This is a genomic window from Latilactobacillus parafuchuensis (assembly GCF_055271665.1).
In genome coordinates, this window is record NZ_CM143875.1 from 847,943 (window position 1) to 870,742 (window position 22,800).

Genomic DNA, 22,800 nt, shown 5'->3' on the forward strand with positions numbered 1-22,800 from the left:
TCAAACAGAATCTATCCTTAGTCTACCATTAAATTTGTCTTCTAAGCCACCGGAACGGTCCTTATTTCTGTTCCGCTTTCAATAACGTAAATGAGCGCATAAATGACTTCAGCACCCCGCTATCCGAATAAACCAACACGTTCATCCGGTAGATAATCAGCGCTAGGTAGGTCAGCCCGACTAAGGCAACAATCGCTAACCCTAAGCCCAGACCAGCGGCCATTGCGCTGATATCACCATTCGCGAAACGAACCGGTAACATGATTTGTGAGAATAACGGCACATAACTTAGGATTTTTAGGATTGGAATATCTGCGTGTGACATTAGCACAAAGCCGCCCATGTAGCTGAGCGTTCCCATAATAATCAATGGCGAAATTGCTTGTTGAACTTGATCCATCCGTGAAACCACCGAACCGAGCATCGCTGCGATAATGGTATAGAGTAAAACACCGACCACTAAAAAGGCAATCGCATACCAAATCGGTGGCGTCCAAATGACGGCCGTCACTTGTTTTAAGATACTCCTCAACGCGACTTGCTGTTTTAAAAATTGATAACCGACCAGCCCAATCACCAGATAGACACCGATTTGGGTTAAAACGAGCGCCAAAATCGCACCAACCTTTGCAAAGAATTGGGTTGTCGCGGAGACACTCGATAGAATAATCTCCATAATGCGCGAGCCTTTTTCGGTCGCTATTTCCTGGGCAATTATCCCCGCATAATTGACGATGAAGACAAACATTAAGACTGTAATCCCTAATGAAATCATTTGAGTGACATCTTGATTCTGACTCTGAGCTATTTTTTGTTGACCGTCCTCAACCGAAACAGTGACCGTTTTCACCGTAGTCGGCGTCATCAACTGCTTGATTTGGGCAGTGGGTACATTGGCCGCTTCTGCCAATGTGACTAACTGTAATTGATTGATTTGATTCTGCAAGGTACTGGGGTCAAAATCATGGCTCGCTTGTTGTTGATAATAAGTTATTTGGGCCTGTTGATCGACCGTTAAGTAGCCATCGATTTGTTCTTTTTCTAACGCCTGTTTAGCTTGTTTAACCGTCGTAATCGCTGGTTTAACTGTATAGTCGGTCCCTTTAAGTTGCCGAATCGCCGCACTTTCAGGCGCTTGGCCGACTACCGCAATTTTAGCCGCAGTTTGTGACTGATCAATGATTTTCCCAATGCCAAAAATCACCGCTAGCAACAAAACAGGCATTAAAATCATCGTTAAATAGGCCGGACTTTTAATATTCTTCATAAAAACCTGTTTGAAGATCACCTTAAATTTAGTCATTGGTTTCCGCCACCTTTATTCTGAAGATTTCATCTAAACTAGGGGCCTGTTGACTAAATTCTGGAATATAACCGGCCTTAGTCGCTAGTTCAAAGATTTGTGGGCCGACCGCTTCATCGGTTAGTGTGATTTCAAGTTGTTGGCCATGCGGTGTTACACGTGAAACGCCGGGTAATGCTTCGAGCGTCGTCTGCGTCAGTGGCGATTCCAAAAATAACTTCGTCCGGCCAAATTGTTGCCGAATCTCATCAACCGTTCCAGCCAAGGCAATCTGGCCTTGACGGAGCATCACAATCCGATCACTAATTTTAGCGACGTTGGTCATATCATGACTCGAAAAAATAATCGCAGCGCCTTTAGCTTTCAACCATTCAATGCCGTCTTCCAATAAACCGGCGTTGACCGGATCGAGACCACTAAACGGTTCGTCTAAAATGATTAGGGCTGGTTCATGAATTAAAGTCGCAATCAACTGTACTTTTTGTTGATTGCCTTTTGATAGATCTTTAATTTTATCGGTCCGTTTGCCCTTAACGGCAAACCGCGCTAACCAGTCATCAATCCGCGGTTTAACGTCGACCGTTTTACAGCCCCGCAATTGTGCAAAATATAAAATTTGTTGTTCAACCGTCATCTTTGGGTACAAGCCACGTTCTTCAGGTAAATAACCCAATTGATCGTAATCGCGACTAGTGAACGCGTGGCCTTTCCACAAAATTGTCCCTTGATCGGGTGTCATAAAATTCAAAATCATTCTGAAAGTCGTCGTTTTGCCAGCCCCATTTTGACCGATTAATCCTAAAATTTCACCCGGTTGAACCGTAAATGAAACGTCATCGACCGCCTTCATCGCCCCAAAACTTTTTGATAAATGTGAAAGTGTCAGCACTGTCCCTACCCCCTAATATCTTAATCACATTAACTATACAATATTCCCCGGGAAAATCACACCCTTATCAACCGTTAATCGTTGTTACCAAAGACCTTTATGCATCATTTAATGTCGATTGACAGCAACGAGTTGCTTTGCTAATTGACTGAGTAGGATTTACATTTAACTTGGCGGATTTGATGAATAACATTTAAGAAGATGAGGAACACTACAACTAAATGTTTCGCGCTCAAGATACCGACAATCAGCATTAAAAAAGACGGGTTTATGCCAAATTACTGGCATAAACTCGTCTTTTATTTGATTAACTATTGAATTTCAATTCGATTAGCCGCGGTTGCTTGTTCAGCTTGCTTTGGCAATTCTAAGTTTAAAACACCATTGTCGTATTTCGCACTAATCTTGGTGCGATCAACTGCTGGTAAATAGAACTGCCGACTGAAACGGCCGTAATGCCGTTCACTTTGGACGACATTGCCATCCGCATCACTATGATCATCAAAACTATCCCGTTTCGCACTAATCTTCAACGTCTCATTTTGATAATCGACATGAATATCTTTCTTCTCTAACCCCGGTAAATCAACAGTCAATTGGTAAGCTTGATCTGTTTCTTTGACGTCGGTCTGCATCATGTTGTCAGTTTCAGGCGACATTGCAAAGAATTGTTTACCAAAGTTCTTGAAAAAGTCATCCCCAACTAAACTATCTAGCCAATCTTGACGACGATCCATTAATTCGTTTGCCATCTCTAAAACTTCCTTTCTTTATTTGATTACAAGTCTATTATAAGGCGTATTTCTGAAAATTCGAGAAATTAGCACTCTTGATATTCGAGTGCTAATTTTGCGTTTTTTTGCGCCTATCCAACTCATTTTGATACCCCACTAATCGCATGTATGCTATACTTAAGGTTCCAAAAATATTCGGAGGTAGACTCATATGAAAATTGTTGTTTTAGCGGGCGGTCGCAGTACTGAACGCAACGTTTCACTAACGTCAGGCCATAAAATTACGCACGCATTACAAACGAAAGGCCACGATGTTGCTTTTGTCGATCTTTTCTTAGGTGACGATTTGCAAGCCGTTGATTCAATCGACGATTTGTATTCATCAGATCCCATTGAAAAAGACTATGACATCAGCGATGCCGTCTTAACGGACGACGACATCAACAAGTTACGCACGGATGGCACGACGCAATTGTTCGGCCCCAATGTCTTAGAAATTTGTAAAACTGCTGATATCGTTTTTCTCGCATTGCATGGTGGCGATGGTGAAGATGGTAAGGTTCAAGCGGTCCTCAATCTCTTTGGTATTCCTTATACCGGTAGCGATACATTAGCCGCTGGTGTCACAATGGACAAAAAAGTTTCAAAAGAAATTTTACTTTATAATCAAATTCCAACGGCCCGTTTCGTAGCCGCTTATCGGAACCAAGCGATTCCAGCGGTCCCATTTGAATACCCCGTTGTCGTTAAACCTAGTAACGGTGGGTCAAGTGTCGGCACCCACATCGTCCACAATGAAGGCGAATTAAAACCAGCCGTTGAAGATGCACTCCGTTTTGACACGACTGCTTTAATTGAAGAATTCATTAAAGGTCGCGAATTCTCATTAGGCGTCGTTAATGGCCAACCATTACCCGCCATCGAAATCGTCGTTAACGACGGTTGGTACGACTTTGAACATAAATTCGTGACAGGTAACACAACACAATTCATCACACCACCGAACGATTTACCGGATGATGTCCACGATGCGATGAAACAAATGGCGCTAGATGCGATGCAAGCACTTGGCCTCACAAATTACGCACGGATTGATTTCTTCTGGAGTCCTGAAAATGGGTTGTTCGTCATCGAAGGTAACACGTTACCTGGTATGACCCCCTTATCATTAATTCCGCAAGAAGCCGAAGTTGTTGGGATTAGTTACCCCGACCTCTGTGAAATGATCGTTAACGGTAAATTAGAATTATTGAAAAATAAATAAGTGTGTTGAGTTGCGGCTAGCAACCCAAAAGCACGTTATCAAACAAAAAGGCGACCTTATTGGCCGTCTTTTTGTTTGCTTAAATGACTGATTGCTGTTTCAATTTGGTCGCGCACACTTCTAAATTGGTTTAATTTAGCCTCATCATCCCCGTCAAAAGCGGCTGGATCCGGCAACGGCCAATGAATCCGTTGGATATTAGGGGGCGTCATCGGACACTTATCACGCGCATCACCACATAACGTCACGACTAAATCACAACTTTGTAAATAATCATTGTCGATTAACTGCGATTGCTGAGTTGAAATATCGATGTCTTTTTCGGCCATTACTTGAACAGCAACCGGGTTTAAACCGTGCGTTTCAATTCCGGCACTCGCCACTTGCCAATCAGGCCCTAGCAAGGTTTTACCAAAACCTTCCGCCATCTGGCTCCGACAGGAATTACCCGTACATAAAAAATAAATTTGGGGCATCTTAACGACCTCATTTCAATTTAGATTGGATAATCATTATACAACACAAAAGGCCAATCCGAATTGCGAATTGACCTTTTAGCTTATTTATCAAAAAAAACTGAGATTGGAATATCAAGTTCATCATGTAACGACTGAATTTCTTTCACCGTAAACGGAATCTTACCACGAATCTTCCGATTAGCCGTCGTTAATGTCTTCCCTAGCACATCGGCGACGACTTGTTGTTTTAAATCATGACTCTTCAAATAACCTGATAAAACAAATAACTTCTCTGCCAAAGTTGGCACCCCCAAAAGAATATTGATACATTTTGTTCCACATTAGGAATGTTACGTCATCTCCATAAACTTGTCAATTCGACTTTTTATAGGAAAATGATAACTTTTTGACGTATTTTGTCATATAATTAATGTTATCTAATTATTTTTAATTCTAGAAGAAGGTGAATTTAATGTTTGGCCAATTATTGCACGACAAACGGCTTGCGCTAAACTTAACGATGCAACAACTCGCCGACCAGTTAACCGCAAATTATCAGATTAAAGTCAGCAGCTCGATGATTTATCGCTGGGAAAAAGGCGCCGCTCCAGCATTAAAAACACTCTTTATCGTGGCGACCGAACTACAAATCGACTTGAATCAACTGGCAACCACCGTCGCGGATAGCCATCGCCAATCAGCACCCAAAAAAATCGGTTAAACGCAAGCATAAGCAGCGTTTAACCGATTTTTGATTGTTACTATTCAATTTTAATGTCAGTCGGTTGGTTTTGCTTGCCAATCGTTTTGACCCCTAGAATATCTAAGAAGAACGTAAAAATTGGAATTCCCACAATTAAGCCCCACGTCCCTAAGAACCGTTCAGCCGCAAACAAGATTACAAACGTGAAGAAGATTGGTAATTGAGTCTTGCTCGACATAAACCTTGGATTCAAGACGTAAGTTTCTAACGTATGAATCGCGACAATCATGATTAAGATATACGCGACAAATTGAATCCCACCGACTGAAAAGGCGATGATACACAGCGGTACACACGAGATAATCACACCGGCAACCGGAATCATCGACAATAAGAAGATCATAATCGCCAAACTTGGCACATTCGGCATTTTCATAATGGTTAACGTGATCGTCGTCAGAACCGTATTGACCACCGCGATGAAGAGTTGCGCTTCAATCACCACGCCAAACGTATTGACGAACTTTTTAGCGAAATAATAAATGTCTTGAAAGAACCAGCCATAAGTACTTTTCAAAAAGAGTTGACCGAATTGACTGAGTTGGTTCAGTTCAATCGTGTAGAAGAAACTTAAGATGAACGATAGGACAATCGTCACACCCATCGTCCCAATGCCGGTGATGTAATTGACGATCGTCGTCACACCATTTTTCAACTGCTCGGTTAAATTAAATTGTTTCATGTAATCACTGATGATTTGCATGAACTTATTCGCATCAAACGACGGACTTTGGTAGAACTTATAGACACTCTCACCCAGTTTAATCGTTTGTTTCGCAATTTGGGGCACATAAATCGTGACGGCCAAGTAAACTAAAAAGATAATTAAAATATAGAGTGGTACCACCACCGCTGCCGATGGAATTTTGACATAAGTTTGAATCTTACGCACTAATTGCGTCACTAAAAACGTAAAGATAAAGGTTAATAAAATAATATTCATCATTGGTCGCGCCACGTAGATTAACCCGATCAGAATTAATAAGACAGTGGTTTTTCGCAACTGTTGATTCGCGATAAATTTTTGATATAAAGTCACACACTTTCCTCCTATGCCCAATTACATACTCAATCCATCTATTCTACAACACTTTTGTGGTTTTGAGTATTTAAAGCTACGGTACCTAACGACTTTTACTTACATTATTTATTAAATAGTCGTATACTTGTTTGGTATTTTAAATTTTTAAACTAGAAAGGATTTTCGGAATGTTAGAAAAAACTTTTTATAAGAAACTACTACAACACTCCTTTACTTTCCCAATTATCGTTAACTATTGGGACGGTACAACTGAAACGTATGGTTCTGGGGAGCCTGAAATAGCAATTACTTTTAAAAAAGCAATTCCCATCAAACAATTATCAAGCAACGCTTCACTCGCACTCGGTGAGGCCTATATGGCTGGTGAACTGGAGGTTACAGGGAAGAATGCTGCACCTTTACAAGAATTGATGACAGCGGCTTACAATAGCGCTGACAGCTTTATGCGTAATCGCAACTATATTCACTTCTTACCTAAACAATCCCATTCAGAAAAAGCCAGCAAGAAAGATATCCAAAGTCATTATGATTTAGGCAATGATTTCTACCAACTATGGCTCGATCAAAGCATGACTTATTCATGTGCCTATTTTGAAAATAAGAATGATAGTTTGGAAACTGCGCAACTGAATAAGGTCCACCACATTTTACGTAAACTCAATCCACAACCCGGCCGGACATTTTTAGATATCGGTTGCGGTTGGGGCACGCTGATGTTAACGGCGGCTAAGGAATACCATCTAAGAGTCGTTGGCATTACATTGAGCCAAGAACAATACGATTTTGTCGCTAAACGCATCATTGACGAAGGGCTTAGCGATGTCGCTGAAGTCCAATTGATCGATTATCGTGAATTAAAACACGCCCCATTCGATTACATTGCCAGTGTTGGGATGTTCGAACACGTTGGCCAAGAAAATCTCGGCGAATATTTCCAAGACGTCGCTGATTACCTAACTGATGACGGTGTCGCTTTAATCCACGGCATTACCCGCCAACAAGGTGGCGCTAAAAACGCCTGGATCAATAAATACATCTTCCCCGGTGGTTACGTCCCCGGTTTAGTTGAGAATACGCAACACATGATCAACGCCGGTCTCCAAATCTCTGATATGGAACCTTTACGCCGCCATTACCAAAAGACACTTGAAATCTGGGATGCCAATTTTAATGCACACCGCACTGAAATCCAAGCGCAGACCAGTCTTGAGTTCATCCGTATGTGGGATCTCTACCTACAGGCTTGTGCCGCTTCTTTTGAATCTGGAAACATTGATGTCATTCAATTCCTCGTTTCAAAAGGCGCTAGTGCCCGTGATTTACCGATGACCCGTGATTATATCTATAACGTTTAATGCTTATAAAAAGAGCTCGCTGATTATCAGCGGGCTCTTTTTGATTAATCACTATTATTTTAATTCAGCTTCTGCTTTCGCACGAACGTCAGCATCGCTCATATCTAAGTATGGTTTCATAATTGCTGCCGTTTGGTCAGTATTGCGGCCATTTGATTCCATATAGTGATCCCACAAAGCATCTCTTACGATTGTCTTGTCGTCACTCCAATCAAATACCTCAGACATTTTCATATCTAAAACTAATGTCTTTTCTACGTCTACTGCCATTTTAAAGGCCTCCCTTTTTTATATTACAAGTTCTATTTTAGTCCTCTTTCACAAAAGTGGCCTAAATAACGCCTTATTATTTTTAAAGGAATTGATTAATGAGCTTTAAAACAAACTGGCCAATCATCAAAACGATGGCTAGATGCACACACAACTGATCAATAATCACGAGATAAAACGCATCAATCCGCGTACGGGTGCGCAATAAGCTCGCGATGATTGCCATGTTTAAAATCAGATAATTGATGAACCACAAGACCCCGATTAAAATCAGTGCATTTAACCCGGCAAACCACGCGATGATTAACGCAATCAACGCTACCGGCAAACTGATGCCGCTATAGGTTGCAACTTCCGCGACATAGCGGTTAATGGTCGTCTTCTGTCGGCCACCAAACCGTTTTAATAAATAGCCAATCCCTAACAAGCCCGCAACGACGACTAATTGGTAAAGCCAAAAACGTAAGTTGAGCGGTAATAAAGCGGTTGGCTGCCGTAAAACAATGTACGATGTTGAAACACCGGCAATTGCTTCAGTCTGTTGTGCCCAATCTGCCACTAATAGGCTGATTGTCGCCATATTGATTAGTAATAGGGTTCCAATCGTAATCCACCCGAATCGCCTGCTAGCCCACTGCCAATTCGTTTTAAAGGGGTGTTGCCAACTGCTTTTTATATATTGATAATAAGCCGAACGTGTTATTTTATTTTTAGGCATGTCCGTGATTAAATCACGTTGGTGTCCACAACTAGGACACTGGCGTAATTTAGAACCATATTTAATGTGGCACTGTGTGCATTCAATCATCCCGCTACCTCCTTGGAATCTGTTTTATATTCTAAACTAGTCAGTTTCGATTGTCGACTACTAGGATCAATCGACCACCCGTACTTTTGGGTATGATACAAATCAAATTTGAAACCTTGCTCGAATCTATCCCCCTAAAAAATGGCTAGTATATAGCATTTTGTGACAAGTAATGCTTACAAAAACACCGATTATTCTATATGCTCCTCGGTCCCGTACTTTTGGGTATCATACAGACGAACTCAATTTACTGAACACAAAAAAAGGTCAAACCTTTTGGTTCAACCTTTTTGCTTTGCGTGGCAACGTCCTATCCTCGCAGGTAGTTTCCCACCAACTACTATCGGCGCTAAGAAGCTTAACTTCTGTGTTCGACATGGGAACAGGTGTATCCTTCTTGCTATCGCCACCACACTATTTGTGCTATTCGCACTGAGAAGAACTTCGTTCTCTCAAAACTGCATAATAAGTAATATCATCTCAAAAGCCCAAAACATTGCACCTTTGGTTAAGTCCTCGACCGATTAGTACTAGTCCGCTCCATACATCGCTGTACTTCCACTCCTAGCCTATCTACCTGATCATCTTTCAGGGGTCTTACTTCCATAAAGGAATGGGAAATCTCATCTCGAGGGGGGCTTCACACTTAGATGCTTTCAGCGTTTATCCCTTCCATACATAGCTACCCAGCGATGCTCCTGGCGGAACAACTGGTACACCAGAGGTATGTCCATCCCGGTCCTCTCGTACTAAGGACAGCTCCTCTCAAATTTCCTGCGCCCGCGACGGATAGGGACCGAACTGTCTCACGACGTTCTGAACCCAGCTCGCGTACCGCTTTAATGGGCGAACAGCCCAACCCTTGGGACCGACTACAGCCCCAGGATGCGATGAGCCGACATCGAGGTGCCAAACCTCCCCGTCGATGTGGACTCTTGGGGGAGATAAGCCTGTTATCCCCAGGGTAGCTTTTATCCGTTGAGCGATGGCCCTTCCATACGGAACCACCGGATCACTAAGTCCGACTTTCGTCCCTGCTCGATTTGTCAATCTCACAGTCAAGCTCTCTTATACCTTTACACTCTACGAATGATTTCCAACCATTCTGAGAGAACCTTTGAGCGCCTCCGTTACACTTTAGGAGGCGACCGCCCCAGTCAAACTGCCCACCTGACACTGTCTCCCGTCACGCTAAGTGACGCGGGTTAGAGTGGTCATACAGTTGGGGTAGTATCCCACCAACGCCTCCATCGAAACTAGCGTTCCGATCTCTACGGCTCCTACCTATCCTGTACAAACTATACAAACACTCAATATCAAGCTACAGTAAAGCTCCATGGGGTCTTTCCGTCCTGTCGCGGGTAACCCGCATCTTCACGGGTATTATAATTTCACCGAGTCTCTCGTTGAGACAGTGCCCAAATCATTACGCCTTTCGTGCGGGTCGGAACTTACCCGACAAGGAATTTCGCTACCTTAGGACCGTTATAGTTACGGCCGCCGTTTACTGGGGCTTCAATTCTGGGCTTCGCTTGCGCTAACTCATCCTCTTAACCTTCCAGCACCGGGCAGGCGTCAGCCCCTATACGTCATCTTACGATTTTGCAGAGACCTGTGTTTTTGATAAACAGTTGTTTGGGCCTATTCACTGCGGCTGACCTGACGGTCAGCACCCCTTCTCCCGAAGTTACGGGGTCATTTTGCCGAGTTCCTTAACGAGAGTTCACTCGCTCACCTTAGGATATTCTCCTCGACCACCTGTGTCGGTTTACGGTACGGGTAGTTTATTTCTCACTAGAAGCTTTTCTCGGCAGTGTAACATCAGGAACTTCGCTACTTAATTTCGCTCCCCATCACAACTTGTCCTTATAGAATCAAGCATTTCACTCAACTCAAGACTCGTTGCTTGGACACACATTTCCAGTCGTGTGCTTTCCTTAGCTTCCTGCGTCCCTCCATCGTTCAAACAAAATAAACTAGTACAGGAATATCAACCTGTTGGCCATCGACTACGCCTCTCGGCCTCGCCTTAGGTCCCGACTAACCCTGGGAGGACGAGCCTTCCCCAGGAAACCTTAGTCATACGGTGGATCAGATTCTCACTGATCTTTCGCTACTCATGCCGGCATTCTCACTTCTAAGCGCTCCACTAGTCCTTACGATCTAGCTTCATTGCCCTTAGAACGCTCTCCTACCGCGGACACTTACGTGTCCACCCACAGTTTCGGTATTATGTTTAGCCCCGGTACATTTTCGGCGCAGCGGCACTCGACTAGTGAGCTATTACGCACTCTTTAAATGGTGGCTGCTTCTGAGCCAACATCCTAGTTGTCTGTGCACCGCCACATCCTTTTCCACTTAACATAAATTTTGGGACCTTAACTGGTGATCTGGGCTGTTTCCCTTTCGACTACGGATCTTATCACTCGCAGTCTGACTCCCGGAACTAAATCAATGGTATTCGGAGTTTATCTGAATTCAGTAACCCAAGACGGGCCCCTAGTCCAAACAGTGCTCTACCTCCATGATCCAATATTCCGAGGCTAGCCCTAAAGCTATTTCGGAGAGAACCAGCTATCTCCAAGTTCGTTTGGAATTTCACCGCTACCCACACCTCATCCCCGCCATTTTCAACTGACGTGGGTTCGGTCCTCCAGTGTGTTTTACCACACCTTCAACCTGGACATGGGTAGGTCACTTGGTTTCGGGTCTACATCTATATACTCACTCGCCCATTTCAGACTCGCTTTCGCTACGGCTCCAGCTTTTCACTTTAACCTCGCATATAAACGTAACTCGCCGGTTCATTCTACAAAAGGCACGCCATCACTCATTAACGAGCTTTGACTAATTGTAGGCACACGGTTTCAGGATCTATTTCACTCCCCTTCCGGGGTGCTTTTCACCTTTCCCTCACGGTACTTGTTCACTATCGGTCACTAGGGAGTATTTAGCCTTGGGAGATGGTCCTCCCGGATTCCGACGGAATTTCACGTGTTCCGCCGTACTCAGGATCCAGAACGGAGGTTAAGTTGTTTAATCTACGTGGTTATCACACTCTTTGACTCAGCTTCCCAGCTGATTCGATTACAACTTAACTTGGTAACTCCAATGTTCTGTCCTACAACCCCAAGAAGCAAGCTTCTTGGTTTGGGCTTTTCCCCGTTCGCTCGCCGCTACTTAGGGAATCGATTTTTCTTTCTCTTCCTGCAGGTACTTAGATGTTTCAGTTCCCCGCGTCTACCTTCATTAAGCTATGTATTCACTTAATGATAATACCCGACTAAAGGTATTGGGTTCCCCCATTCGGAAATCTCCGGATCAAAGCTTACTTACAGCTCCCCGAAGCATATCGGTGTTAGTACCGTCCTTCATCGGCTCCTAGTGCCAAGGCATCCACCGTGCGCCCTTTATAACTTAACCTATCTTTACCTACGGTAAAGGGTTATTATTTGAGTTTAGCGATATGAACTAATTCATACTTCTATTAAAAAACTCTTTAAAACGCAATGTTTTTCTCGGCTTTTAAATCTAATATTACTTATTATCCAGTTTTCAAAGAACAAAGTTTGAGAGTAGACCTCTCAAAACTAAACAAAGTTTCGACGCTAACAAATGTACAAGGTTTTCCGTATTATTCCTTAGAAAGGAGGTGATCCAGCCGCAGGTTCTCCTACGGCTACCTTGTTACGACTTCACCCTAATCATCTGTCCCACCTTAGACGGCTGGCTCCCGAAGGTTACCTCACCGGCTTTGGGTGTTACAAACTCTCATGGTGTGACGGGCGGTGTGTACAAGGCCCGGGAACGTATTCACCGCGGCATGCTGATCCGCGATTACTAGCGATTCCGGCTTCATGTAGGCGAGTTGCAGCCTACAATCCGAACTGAGAATGGTTTTAAGAGATTAGCTTAACCTCGCGGTTTTGCGACTCGTTGTACCATCCATTGTAGCACGTGTGTAGCCCAGGTCATAAGGGGCATGATGATTTGACGTCGTCCCCACCTTCCTCCGGTTTGTCACCGGCAGTCTCACTAGAGTGCCCAACTAAATGCTGGCAACTAGTAATAAGGGTTGCGCTCGTTGCGGGACTTAACCCAACATCTCACGACACGAGCTGACGACAACCATGCACCACCTGTCATTCTGTCCCCGAAGGGAACGTCTTATCTCTAAGATTTTCAGAAGATGTCAAGACCTGGTAAGGTTCTTCGCGTTGCTTCGAATTAAACCACATGCTCCACCGCTTGTGCGGGCCCCCGTCAATTCCTTTGAGTTTCAATCTTGCGATCGTACTCCCCAGGCGGAGTGCTTAATGCGTTAGCTGCGGCACTGAAGGGCGGAAACCCTCCAACACCTAGCACTCATCGTTTACGGCATGGACTACCAGGGTATCTAATCCTGTTTGCTACCCATGCTTTCGAGCCTCAGCGTCAGTTACAGACCAGACAGCCGCCTTCGCCACTGGTGTTCTTCCATATATCTACGCATTTCACCGCTACACATGGAGTTCCACTGTCCTCTTCTGCACTCAAGTTTCCCAGTTTCCGATGCACTTCTTCGGTTGAGCCGAAGGCTTTCACATCAGACTTAAAAAACCGCCTGCGCTCGCTTTACGCCCAATAAATCCGGACAACGCTTGCCACCTACGTATTACCGCGGCTGCTGGCACGTAGTTAGCCGTGGCTTTCTGGTTGGATACCGTCACTACCTGATCAGTTACTATCAGATACATTCTTCTCCAACAACAGAGTTTTACGATCCGAAAACCTTCTTCACTCACGCGGCGTTGCTCCATCAGACTTTCGTCCATTGTGGAAGATTCCCTACTGCTGCCTCCCGTAGGAGTCTGGGCCGTGTCTCAGTCCCAGTGTGGCCGATTACCCTCTCAGGTCGGCTATGCATCACAGTCTTGGTGGGCCTTTACCTCACCAACTAACTAATGCACCGCGGGTCCATCCTAAAGTGATAGCCGAAACCATCTTTCAACCTTGCACCATGCGGTGCTAGGTTTTATGCGGTATTAGCATCTGTTTCCAAATGTTATCCCCCACTTTAGGGCAGGTTACCCACGTGTTACTCACCCGTCCGCCACTCACTCAAATGAGCTTCAATCAGAAGCAAGCTTCTTCAATCAGTTCCAGAGTGCGTTCGACTTGCATGTATTAGGCACGCCGCCAGCGTTCGTCCTGAGCCAGGATCAAACTCTCAATTAAAAGTTTGTAGCTCTTGTTTTTGTTACTTAATTTATTTGCTAGCGAATTGACTTCGCAAATATGTTGTGCCCCGAAGGGCGACCCTACACATTTGATTTGTCGAAACTTTGTTCAGTTTTCAAAGATCTACGTTTGCGTTTACCGCTTTTCAATTATATCACACAATCAATTGGCTGTCAAACGCTTTTTAAAATTGTTTTTGTTGTTTAGAAGTTAAAACTTATAACGTCTTAAGCAACATATAATATCTTATCACGCTTTCGATTTAATAACAAGTGTTTTTTTCAGAAACATTCGATTAATCTTTCAAGCCGTTAAACTTTAACAGCTCTCTCGCGACAACTTTACTAGTATACCAACTCGACTTAATCGATGCAAGGATTTTCTGCAAATAACTCGAATTAATTCTAAATCCCTAGTAAAACAGGCTAGAAACCGGTTACTTGTCGGTTAATGACTTCATCAAGACCAATAAAAAAGGATTAATACCTCAAAACGGCATTAATCCTTTCAATACTATTCGTATAATTTAGCGACTTGTTTCTTCAATTCTGGATGTGCCAAGAATTCATCGTAGTTTGTTTCAGCACGGTCAACCACCCCATTAGCCGAAACTTCGATAATATGGTTGGCAATCGTTTGAATGAACTGATGATCATGTGATGTGAAAATCAAAGCACCCTTAAAATCAATTAAAGCATCATTCAATGAAGTAATTGATTCTAGATCCAAATGATTCGTAGGATCATCTAATAGAAGTGTATTTGATTTTTGTAACATAATCTTCGATAAAATACAGCGAACCTTTTCGCCACCGGATAGCACGTTGATTTCTTTTGTGACTTCATCCCCTGAGAAAAGCATCTTCCCTAAGAAACCACGCAAGAACGTGTTGTCGTCTTCTTCTTTAGCAGCAAATTGACGCAACCAATCCAAAATTGATAATTGATCGTTGTTAAAGGCAGAATTCGTATCTCTTGGTAGGTATGATTGTTGACTCGTGACACCCCAAGTGACAGTCCCAGCATCTGGTTCTAAATCGCCCGCTAAAATTTGCATTAAAGTGGCCGTGGCAATATCGTTTTTAGAAACAAAAACGGCTTTTTCATCTGGCTTAACTGAAAAACTGATGTTGTCTAACACTTTAACCCCATCAATGGACTTCGATACATTTTCAACACGCAACAAATCGTTCCCTAATTCACGAAGATATTCGAACTTAATGAAGGGATATTTACGTGAAGAAGGTTGGATATCATCTAACGTAATCTTTTCTAATTGCTTCTTACGTGATGTCGCTTGTTTTGATTTAGAGGCATTGGCGCTAAAGCGCGCAATAAAATCTTGTAATTCTTTAATTTGTTCTTCTTTTTTAGTATTAACGTTTGATTGTAATTTAGAAGCTAATTTACTTGATTCTAACCAAAAATCGTAGTTACCGACGAACATTTTAATCTTACCAAAGTCAACGTCACACATTTGTGTACAAACTTGGTTCAAGAAATAACGGTCATGGGAAACAACAATGACGATGTTCGGGAAATCAGCTAAGAAATCTTCTAACCAATCAACTGATGCACTATCCAAACCATTGGTTGGTTCATCTAATAGAAGAATATCTGGTTTACCAAACAAAGCTTGACCAAGTAAGACCTTAATTTTTTGGCCTTCCATCAATTCGCTCATCTTAACGTGGTGTAAAGATTCATCGATACCTAAGGCTTGTAACAATTGAGCTGCTTCTGATTCAGCATCCCAACCATTCATTTCGGCAAATTCAGCTTCTAAATCGGCGGCCTTTAAACCATCTTCTTCAGTAAAGTCAGCTTTAGCGTACAAAGTGTCTTTTGCTTGCATCACTTCATATAACTTTTGATGGCCTTGAATGACCGTGTCCAATACTTCAGATTCTTCAAAAGCATAATGATCTTGATTCAAACTCGACATCCGTTCATTAGCGCCGATTGAAATATGACCCTCGGACGGTTGTAGTTTACCTTCTAATAGTTTTAAGAAAGTTGACTTTCCTGCTCCGTTGGCCCCAATGATGCCGTAACAATTACCTTGGGTAAATTTCAAATTAACATCTTCATATAACTTACGCCCAGAAAGCATTAAGCTCATTTCACTAACAGTTATCACTTGATTCCCTCACTTTTCTTTCTAATTCTAAAAAGCCAACCGTTTCATGTGAAACGACCGGCTTCGACGATTGACAATATTTCTAACTGTACCATAGTTCAGGACTAGTTATCAACTTGATTCCTAATTTTAACCTGAGTTCGTGCATCAACGCTTTCATGATTGACGAGCATCGAATGAGTCTTTTCCGGTTAACCGCTCGCTCGGCACTCTGCTCCAAAACGCGCTTCCAAGCCAACTTCTACTTAAACGCGCTTCTTCACACAGATTCCTGCGCTTAGCTACGTTTCGCAAACAAAGTCCTTACCCCGGACTTTATTCACAAAACTAGGCTAATGCTCAGAACCTACCGTGTGAGTCGCACTCTTACTCTAAACGCGCTTCTCGAATAGTCTTTTCCGGTTAACTACGGAAGAACCATCATGATTAAAACCCAATCACAATGGTTCTTCCTAGGTTAATCCTCAAAGCCTAAACAGCTCGAGTCAACGCTCTATTTGATTTTCGCAATCTTCCCTTGTTGGATATAGACGCTCAAGATACCGATGTCGGCTGGGTTGACTCCGCCAATTCGGCTCGCTTGCGCTAATGTTTCAGGTTGGATTTTTTGTAGCTTTTGACGACCTTCTGTTGCGAGGCCTTCGATCGCATCGTAATCGATATTCTCGGGAATCTTTTTAGCTTCCATGCGTTTTAGTTTCGCGATTTTGGCTTGTTCCTTATCGATGTACCCTGCATATTTGATTTGAATTTCGACTTGTTCAACGACCCGATTATCGATACCGTCAATCTCGGGCATGAACGCTAGTAAATCAGCGTATTTCACTTCCGGCCGTTTCAAGAAATCCCTGGCTAAGACCCCATCTTTCAATGGCGCTTCACCCTTAGCGGCTAAAAAGGCTTGGATTTCAGTGGTTGGTTTCAACCGAATAGTTGCTAGTCGTGCTAATTCAGCTTCAACCGCGGCTTTCTTGATTTCAAAGGCGGCAAAACGCGCATCATCAATCAAACCTAAGTCATGGCCCTTAGCGGTTAACCGTAAATCGGCATTATCGTGGCGTAACATCAACCGGTACTCAGCACGTGAGGTTAATAACCGATAAGGTTCTTTAGTGCCCTTCGTGACGAGGTCATCAATTAAGACCCCGATGTAGGCTTCACTACGGTCCAAAACAAACGGTGCTTGTCCGAGTTGTTTCAACGCGGCGTTAATCCCCGCCATCAAACCTTGTCCAGCAGCTTCTTCATAACCAGAAGTCCCGTTCATTTGGCCTGCGGTATAGAGATTTTCAACCACTTTGGTTTCCAAAGTGGGTTTTAATTGCCAAGGTTCAACGACATCGTATTCAATCGCGTAGCCTGGGCGCATCATTTGGGCGTTTTCTAATCCTTCAATCGAATGAATCATTTTATGTTGGACTTCTTCAGGCATCGACGTTGAAAAATCACCGACATAGTATTCTTCAGTTTCGCGGCCTTCTGGTTCCAAGAAAATCTGATGCCGGGGTTTATCCGCAAAACGGACAATCTTATCTTCAATCGATGGGCAGTAACGTGGACCGACCCCTTCAATCACTCCGGTAAACATCGGTGCCCGGTCTAGATTATCGCGAATGATTTGATGGGTATTCGCATTCGTGTAGGTCATCCAACAAGACAATTGATCTTTGAGATAGGCACTATCCGGTGTTTCAAAACTAAAGTGGTTAGGTGCGGTATCCCCTGGTTGTTCTTCCGTTTTCGAAAAATCAATCGTGGTGCCATCAACTCGCGGTGGCGTCCCGGTTTTAAAACGCGTTAAGACAAAACCGTTATCTTCTAAACTTTCTGAAAGTTTAATAGAAGGAATCGAATTATTAGGACCCGATGAATACGTTAATTCACCGATAATAATCTTACCCCGTGAGGCTGTTCCGGCCGTTAAAATCACACTATCAGCCGTGTAACGCGCCCCGGTATTCGTAATCACACCTTTGCAGATGCCGTCTTCCACGATTAAACTTTCAGCAATACCTTGGCGGAGCGTTAAATGCGGCGTCGTTTCAATCGTGCGTTTCATCGTTCGGTGGTAAGCGTGCTTATCAGCTTGCGCGCGTAATGCGCGGACAGCCGGCCCTTTACCCGTATTTAACATCCGCATTTGAATGTATGTTTTATCGATATTGCGACCCATTTGGCCACCGAGTGCATCGATTTCACGGACAACAATCCCTTTAGCCGGACCACCCAATGATGGGTTACAAGGCATAAAGGCGACCATATCTAAATTAATCGTTAATAATAATGTTTCGCGACCCATCCGGGCAGCTGCTAAAGCCGCTTCCGAACCAGCATGGCCGGCACCGACCACGACAACATCATAATGTTTTGCATCATATTCGCGCATTCAAAATACTCCTTTGTCTCGCTCTTTACTATTTTCCTAAACAGAATTGGCTGAACAGTTCCGTAATTAATTCATCAGGTGCTGAGTCACCGGTAATTTCACCGAGTTGATCCCAGCAGTTAGTCATATCGATTTGAACTAAATCAACTGGCATACCAGCCGCAATCCCATTGATGACTTCCGTCAATGATTGTTGCGCTTGGTTTAACAAACCAATTTGTCGTGCATTGGTAATCATCACCGTACTTTGACTATTTTCAATCCCACCAAAGAATAGTTTAGCGATTTGGTTTTCCAAATCAGTCACACCATCACTGGTTAAAATCGACGTTTGAATCAATTCCGATTCTGAAACGAGCGTCAATAATTCAGCACGGTCAATTTGGTTCGTTAAATCGGTTTTATTTAAAATAATAATTCGTTTCTTATCAGCCGTCGCTTCTAATAATTCACGATCTTCAACCGTTAAGGGTTCGCTTTGATCCAACACTAATAAAATTAAATCAGCTTTAATGATGGCCGCGCGACTGCGCGCAACGCCGATTTTTTCAACTTTATCGTCGGTATCATGAATCCCCGCCGTATCGACTAACTTCAATGGTACGCCGCGGACATTGACGTATTCTTCTAACACATCGCGGGTCGTCCCGGCGACGTCGGTCACAATCGCTTTATCTTCATGCAATAAATGATTCAACAAACTTGATTTACCAACGTTGGGCCGGCCAACAATCGCGGTCGCTAACCCTTCACGCAACACTTTACCCTGTTGGGCCGTTTGTAAGAGTTCCGCAATTCGGCCTTGAACCAATTGGGCTTTCTCAAGCAATAGCTTCGTCGTCATTTCGTCGGTATCGTATTCTGGATAATCGATATTAACTTCGACTTGGGCTAAAACTTCTAAGATTTCTTGACGCAGATTTTTGATCAAATGCGTTAAACTACCATCTAATTGATCGACGGCGACTTGCATCGCCCGATCCGTTTTAGCGCGAATCAAATCCATCACGGATTCAGCTTGCGTTAAATCGATCCGACCATTTAAGAAGGCCCGTTTCGTAAATTCACCAGGTTCGGCCATCCGCGCACCGTAACTCATCAATAGTTGTAAAATCCGGTTAGTGGCGACAATTCCACCGTGACAATTAATTTCAATCACATCTTCACGCGTAAACGTCTTGGGCGCCCGCATGACAGAAACCATTACCTCATCAACGACGGCTTGATCTTCCGGATTAATAATATGACCATAATTGATCGTATGGCTAGCCACTTGCGTTAAATCTTTTCCTTTAAAAACCCGTTGGATAATCGCCAAACTCTCATCACCGGATAGGCGCACAATTGAAATCGCCCCTTCACCAGGTGGTGTTGAAATCGCCGTAATTGTATCAAATTCTGTTACTTTGGTTGGCATGCAAAAGCTTCCTTTCTGAAATAGCTGCATAAAAAAAGCGCTTAGCGTCCACTCCGCGCCTTGGTAGGTCGGAATGGACAAAGCACTTTCACTACTTTATCGATATTTAATTAATTACATTATACACGATTACAATCGCACGTCAATTATCAACCACTAAAAAGAACGGTTACTGTCAATCACCAAATAACGGCGATCGCCATGGCCTTCAGAATGGGTTTGCACATGGCTATTTTCAGTTAAATGACCATGGATAATCTTCCGTTCAAACGCCGGCATGGGGTCTAATTTCACCGATTGACCGGTCGCAACGACTTCACGCGCCGCCTTATCCGCCAAATGCACTAGAATCGCTGCGCGCCGTTTACGATAATCACCGACTTCTAAAATAATCGTCTGTTTTCCTTTAGCATGATGATTATAGTAAGTCTGCGCTAAATATTGGAGCGCATTAATCGTCTTACCGTGTTTGCCAATCAACAGACCTTCTTTATCGGTCTGCAAATGATACGTTAACACTTTATGTTGTCGTTGGACTTTAATTGTGACCGGCGTCCCAATTTGCGTGGTCATTTGACTTAAATAAGTCGATACCGCTTGAACGGCTTCGGCTTCATCTTGTTTGACCCGTTTCGCTGGTTTCGGGTGGGCTGTCGGTTTAATTGGTGCCACCGTTTGCGTCGTCGTGGTTGGTGCCTCACTAATAACCGGTGCGACCAACTTTAATTCGACCACCGCTGGCTTCTTACCAAATCCCAGAAACCCCTTTTTGCCTTCTTCAATCACTTCGACAGCCACTTCATCACGCGTGACCTTTAAAACGGCCAATCCTTGATCAATCGCTGCTTGAATATTGGCTCCTTGAAAAGTTTGCACTTTCAATCCTCCCATTATTCCGTATTTCTCTTTATTATAACATGCTAGTCTTTTAACGCGCGTCGGTTGGGTAAATAGGCCTCGGTTAGCGCCATAAATTGATCAATATCACTTTGAATTGAAGTTGCTGCCGCTTGCCAAAAGGCCGGTTGGGTTAAATCGACGCCTAAATGCTTCTGGGCTAATGCTTCCGTCGTCATATTGGCCGTATCTTGCAACAAGGCAATGTATTGGTCTTCAAAATGATCAACTTCTTGCGACTTCGCATAAATTCCTAATGAGAATAAGTACCCAAACGTATAGGGGAAGTTATAGAACGGCACATCGTCAAAGAAGAAATGTTGTTTATCCGCCCAGAACAACGGATCGTAATCCGTTAAAGCATCCGCATACGCTTCTTTTTGAGCGTCTAACATCAACGTTTTCAACCGCGCAGTTGGCACAAATCCATTTTGCCGTTCTGCATAAAAATGATGCTCAAATAAATAGCGTGCATGAATATTCATAAACATATCGATCGCATTCGTGATTTTTTGATCCAATAAGTTAATTTTAGCTTCGATTGAATCCGCGGCCTGAACCGTTGCGTCCACCACAATCAATTCAGCTAACGTTGAAGCCGTTTCAGCGACGTTCATCGCGTAATCCTGGCGCCAACTTGGTAAGCCATTCAGCATCATCGTGTGGAAACCATGACCTAATTCGTGGGCTAACGTCGATACCCCACTCGGTGTGCCATCAAAGGTCATAAAGATGCGGAAGTCTTGCGTTTCCGGCAATTCAGTCATATAGCCGCCGGGTTGTTTGCCTGGTCGGTCTTCCGCTTCAATCCAACGCTTTTCAAACGCCTGTTGCGCAACGGCCGCCATCTTAGGACTAAACGCCTTGAAGTTTTGGATAATGAATTCAGCCGCCTGATCGTACGAATACGTCGCAGGTTTAAAATCACCGACAATTACGGGTGACCAAGTATCCTGCCACGCCAATTGCGTTTTACCCATCAGGGCTGCTTTTCGGTTTAAAAAACTGACCAATGGGGCTTTATTTTGACTGACAACTTGCCACATCGTCTTTAAAGTCGCTGATTGGAGCCGATTATATTCCAACGGCTTCTGCATAAAATCAGTTAACCCATGCGCTTGATAATCGCTCAACCGAAAACCGGCTAAATGATTAAGCGTGTCCGTCAATAACGGTGAATAACGATCCCAAGTTTGCGACCAATTGGTAAACACGCGTTGACGTACTTTTGGATCTGGATCGGCTTCAAATTTATTTTGGGCTTGGCCCGCTGACAATAATTGATCCTGATCCGGAATTTGAATTTCAGCCACCAACGTATCATAATGGTCACTCCAACCCTGTAACCCATCTAACGCCAATTGATTAATCAGATGTTCAGTCTTTTCATCTAATAATTGCGCGCCTTGCGTCCGCTTTTCACGCAAATTAAACGCAATCGGTGCAAAAAGTGGTTGTCCGACCAACGTTTCAAACTCAGCCGCCGTTAACGCCACCAATTTTTTGGTCAGTTGGACGTCAATTTGCGTCGCGGCATTTTGGAGTTGATTGATTTGGCCCATTAGCGGTGCGACTTGTTGGTTGCGTTCATCAACGGATTGGTGCATGTTGACAAAGCTCCCGGTCTGTTTTAGCCCATCTTCAATCGCTTGTAATTGATTGGTAATTTGTTGCAGTTGGCTAAAGTCAGCTGCCTCTTTTGCATATTGCCAATCATTAATTTGTTTGAAGGTCGTCGCAATTTGGGCCTTCAACGTTTGTAAACGCGTCGTCAATTCGGTTGATTTTAACCCACCGGTGAAGATTGATTCTAAATCCCACTGTTCTGCGTATGTCATTTTAAGTCCTCCAGTTA

16 protein-coding genes and 3 rRNA genes are annotated in these 22,800 nt (G+C 43.5%); 3 read left to right on the forward strand and 16 right to left on the reverse strand.

The window, feature by feature from the left end; genetic code table 11:
* Positions 1–61 precede the first annotated feature (61 nt).
* The 3 genes from ACVPPQ_RS04380 to ACVPPQ_RS04390 all read right to left on the reverse strand — a co-directional run bounded on the left by ACVPPQ_RS04380 (position 62) and on the right by ACVPPQ_RS04390 (position 2,944).
* Entirely contained in the window at positions 62–1,303 is a 1,242-nt protein-coding gene (locus tag ACVPPQ_RS04380; protein WP_463495976.1) for an ABC transporter permease, read from the reverse strand.
* Positions 1,296–2,192 carry an ABC transporter ATP-binding protein gene (locus ACVPPQ_RS04385; RefSeq protein WP_463495978.1) on the reverse strand — a complete coding sequence of 299 codons (897 nt, stop codon included), beginning with the start codon at positions 2,190–2,192 and terminating at the stop codon, positions 1,296–1,298. The genes ACVPPQ_RS04380 and ACVPPQ_RS04385 overlap by 8 nt, the downstream gene beginning before the upstream one ends.
* Before the next feature lie 311 nt (positions 2,193–2,503).
* Positions 2,504–2,944, reverse strand: a complete 441-nt coding sequence (locus ACVPPQ_RS04390; RefSeq protein ID WP_463495980.1) for an Hsp20/alpha crystallin family protein — start codon at positions 2,942–2,944, stop codon at positions 2,504–2,506.
* 193 nt (positions 2,945–3,137) lie between these two features.
* Here ACVPPQ_RS04390 and ACVPPQ_RS04395 point away from each other — a divergent pair, with 193 nt between their 5' ends.
* Positions 3,138–4,190 (forward strand): D-alanine--D-alanine ligase family protein, encoded by a 1,053-nt coding sequence (locus tag ACVPPQ_RS04395; RefSeq protein WP_463495982.1) that lies wholly within the window; start codon positions 3,138–3,140, stop codon positions 4,188–4,190.
* Positions 4,191–4,246: 56 nt separating this feature from the next.
* Here the strand turns inward: ACVPPQ_RS04395 and arsC are convergent, their stop codons facing one another.
* Both arsC and ACVPPQ_RS04405 read right to left on the reverse strand, forming a co-directional pair.
* Positions 4,247–4,666 carry an arsenate reductase (thioredoxin) gene (gene arsC, locus ACVPPQ_RS04400; protein WP_463495983.1) on the reverse strand — a complete coding sequence of 140 codons (420 nt, stop codon included), beginning with the start codon at positions 4,664–4,666 and terminating at the stop codon, positions 4,247–4,249.
* An 83-nt stretch (positions 4,667–4,749) separates the two neighbouring features.
* Positions 4,750–4,947: a helix-turn-helix domain-containing protein gene (locus tag ACVPPQ_RS04405; RefSeq protein ID WP_025083719.1), complete on the reverse strand. Its 198-nt coding sequence runs from the start codon at positions 4,945–4,947 to the stop codon at positions 4,750–4,752.
* A gap of 173 nt (positions 4,948–5,120) precedes the next feature.
* On the opposite strand from ACVPPQ_RS04405, the gene ACVPPQ_RS04410 reads away from it, so the two are divergent.
* Positions 5,121–5,369, forward strand: a complete 249-nt coding sequence (locus tag ACVPPQ_RS04410) for a helix-turn-helix domain-containing protein (protein ID WP_463495985.1) — start codon at positions 5,121–5,123, stop codon at positions 5,367–5,369.
* A gap of 40 nt (positions 5,370–5,409) precedes the next feature.
* On the opposite strand, the gene ACVPPQ_RS04415 is transcribed toward ACVPPQ_RS04410, so the two are convergent.
* Entirely contained in the window at positions 5,410–6,450 is a 1,041-nt protein-coding gene (locus tag ACVPPQ_RS04415) for an AI-2E family transporter (RefSeq protein ID WP_463495987.1), read from the reverse strand.
* A gap of 170 nt (positions 6,451–6,620) precedes the next feature.
* Here ACVPPQ_RS04415 and ACVPPQ_RS04420 point away from each other — a divergent pair, with 170 nt between their 5' ends.
* Positions 6,621–7,808: a class I SAM-dependent methyltransferase gene (locus ACVPPQ_RS04420; protein ID WP_463495989.1), complete on the forward strand. Its 1,188-nt coding sequence runs from the start codon at positions 6,621–6,623 to the stop codon at positions 7,806–7,808.
* A 54-nt stretch (positions 7,809–7,862) separates the two neighbouring features.
* Here the strand turns inward: ACVPPQ_RS04420 and ACVPPQ_RS04425 are convergent, their stop codons facing one another.
* The 10 genes from ACVPPQ_RS04425 to ACVPPQ_RS04470 form a co-directional block, all read right to left on the reverse strand.
* Entirely contained in the window at positions 7,863–8,078 is a 216-nt protein-coding gene (locus tag ACVPPQ_RS04425) for a P8 family protein (protein ID WP_025083715.1), read from the reverse strand.
* A gap of 82 nt (positions 8,079–8,160) precedes the next feature.
* A complete protein-coding gene (locus ACVPPQ_RS04430; RefSeq protein ID WP_463495991.1) occupies positions 8,161–8,886 on the reverse strand; it encodes a hypothetical protein in 726 nt (241 codons plus the stop codon).
* Between the two features lie 297 nt (positions 8,887–9,183).
* Positions 9,184–9,300 (reverse strand): 5S ribosomal RNA (gene rrf / locus ACVPPQ_RS04435).
* Between the two features lie 90 nt (positions 9,301–9,390).
* Positions 9,391–12,309, reverse strand: a 23S ribosomal RNA gene (locus ACVPPQ_RS04440).
* Between the two features lie 222 nt (positions 12,310–12,531).
* Positions 12,532–14,103 (reverse strand): 16S ribosomal RNA (locus tag ACVPPQ_RS04445).
* The 16S, 23S and 5S rRNA genes sit together here, the layout of an rRNA operon.
* Before the next feature lie 516 nt (positions 14,104–14,619).
* On the reverse strand, positions 14,620–16,245 hold the full coding sequence (locus tag ACVPPQ_RS04450; protein ID WP_025082804.1) for an ABC-F family ATP-binding cassette domain-containing protein: 1,626 nt from the start codon (positions 16,243–16,245) through the stop codon (positions 14,620–14,622).
* Positions 16,246–16,738: 493 nt separating this feature from the next.
* Positions 16,739–18,631: a tRNA uridine-5-carboxymethylaminomethyl(34) synthesis enzyme MnmG gene (mnmG, locus tag ACVPPQ_RS04455; RefSeq protein ID WP_463495993.1), complete on the reverse strand. Its 1,893-nt coding sequence runs from the start codon at positions 18,629–18,631 to the stop codon at positions 16,739–16,741.
* A gap of 28 nt (positions 18,632–18,659) precedes the next feature.
* The gene (gene mnmE, locus ACVPPQ_RS04460) at positions 18,660–20,048 is read right to left on the reverse strand and encodes a tRNA uridine-5-carboxymethylaminomethyl(34) synthesis GTPase MnmE (RefSeq protein WP_463495995.1); all 1,389 of its coding nucleotides are present in this window, start codon (positions 20,046–20,048) and stop codon (positions 18,660–18,662) included.
* A gap of 156 nt (positions 20,049–20,204) precedes the next feature.
* Entirely contained in the window at positions 20,205–20,924 is a 720-nt protein-coding gene (jag, locus tag ACVPPQ_RS04465; RefSeq protein ID WP_463495996.1) for an RNA-binding cell elongation regulator Jag/EloR, read from the reverse strand.
* Positions 20,925–20,968: 44 nt separating this feature from the next.
* Positions 20,969–22,783 carry a M3 family oligoendopeptidase gene (locus tag ACVPPQ_RS04470; protein ID WP_463495998.1) on the reverse strand — a complete coding sequence of 605 codons (1,815 nt, stop codon included), beginning with the start codon at positions 22,781–22,783 and terminating at the stop codon, positions 20,969–20,971.
* Between the last annotated feature and the right edge of the window lie 17 nt (positions 22,784–22,800).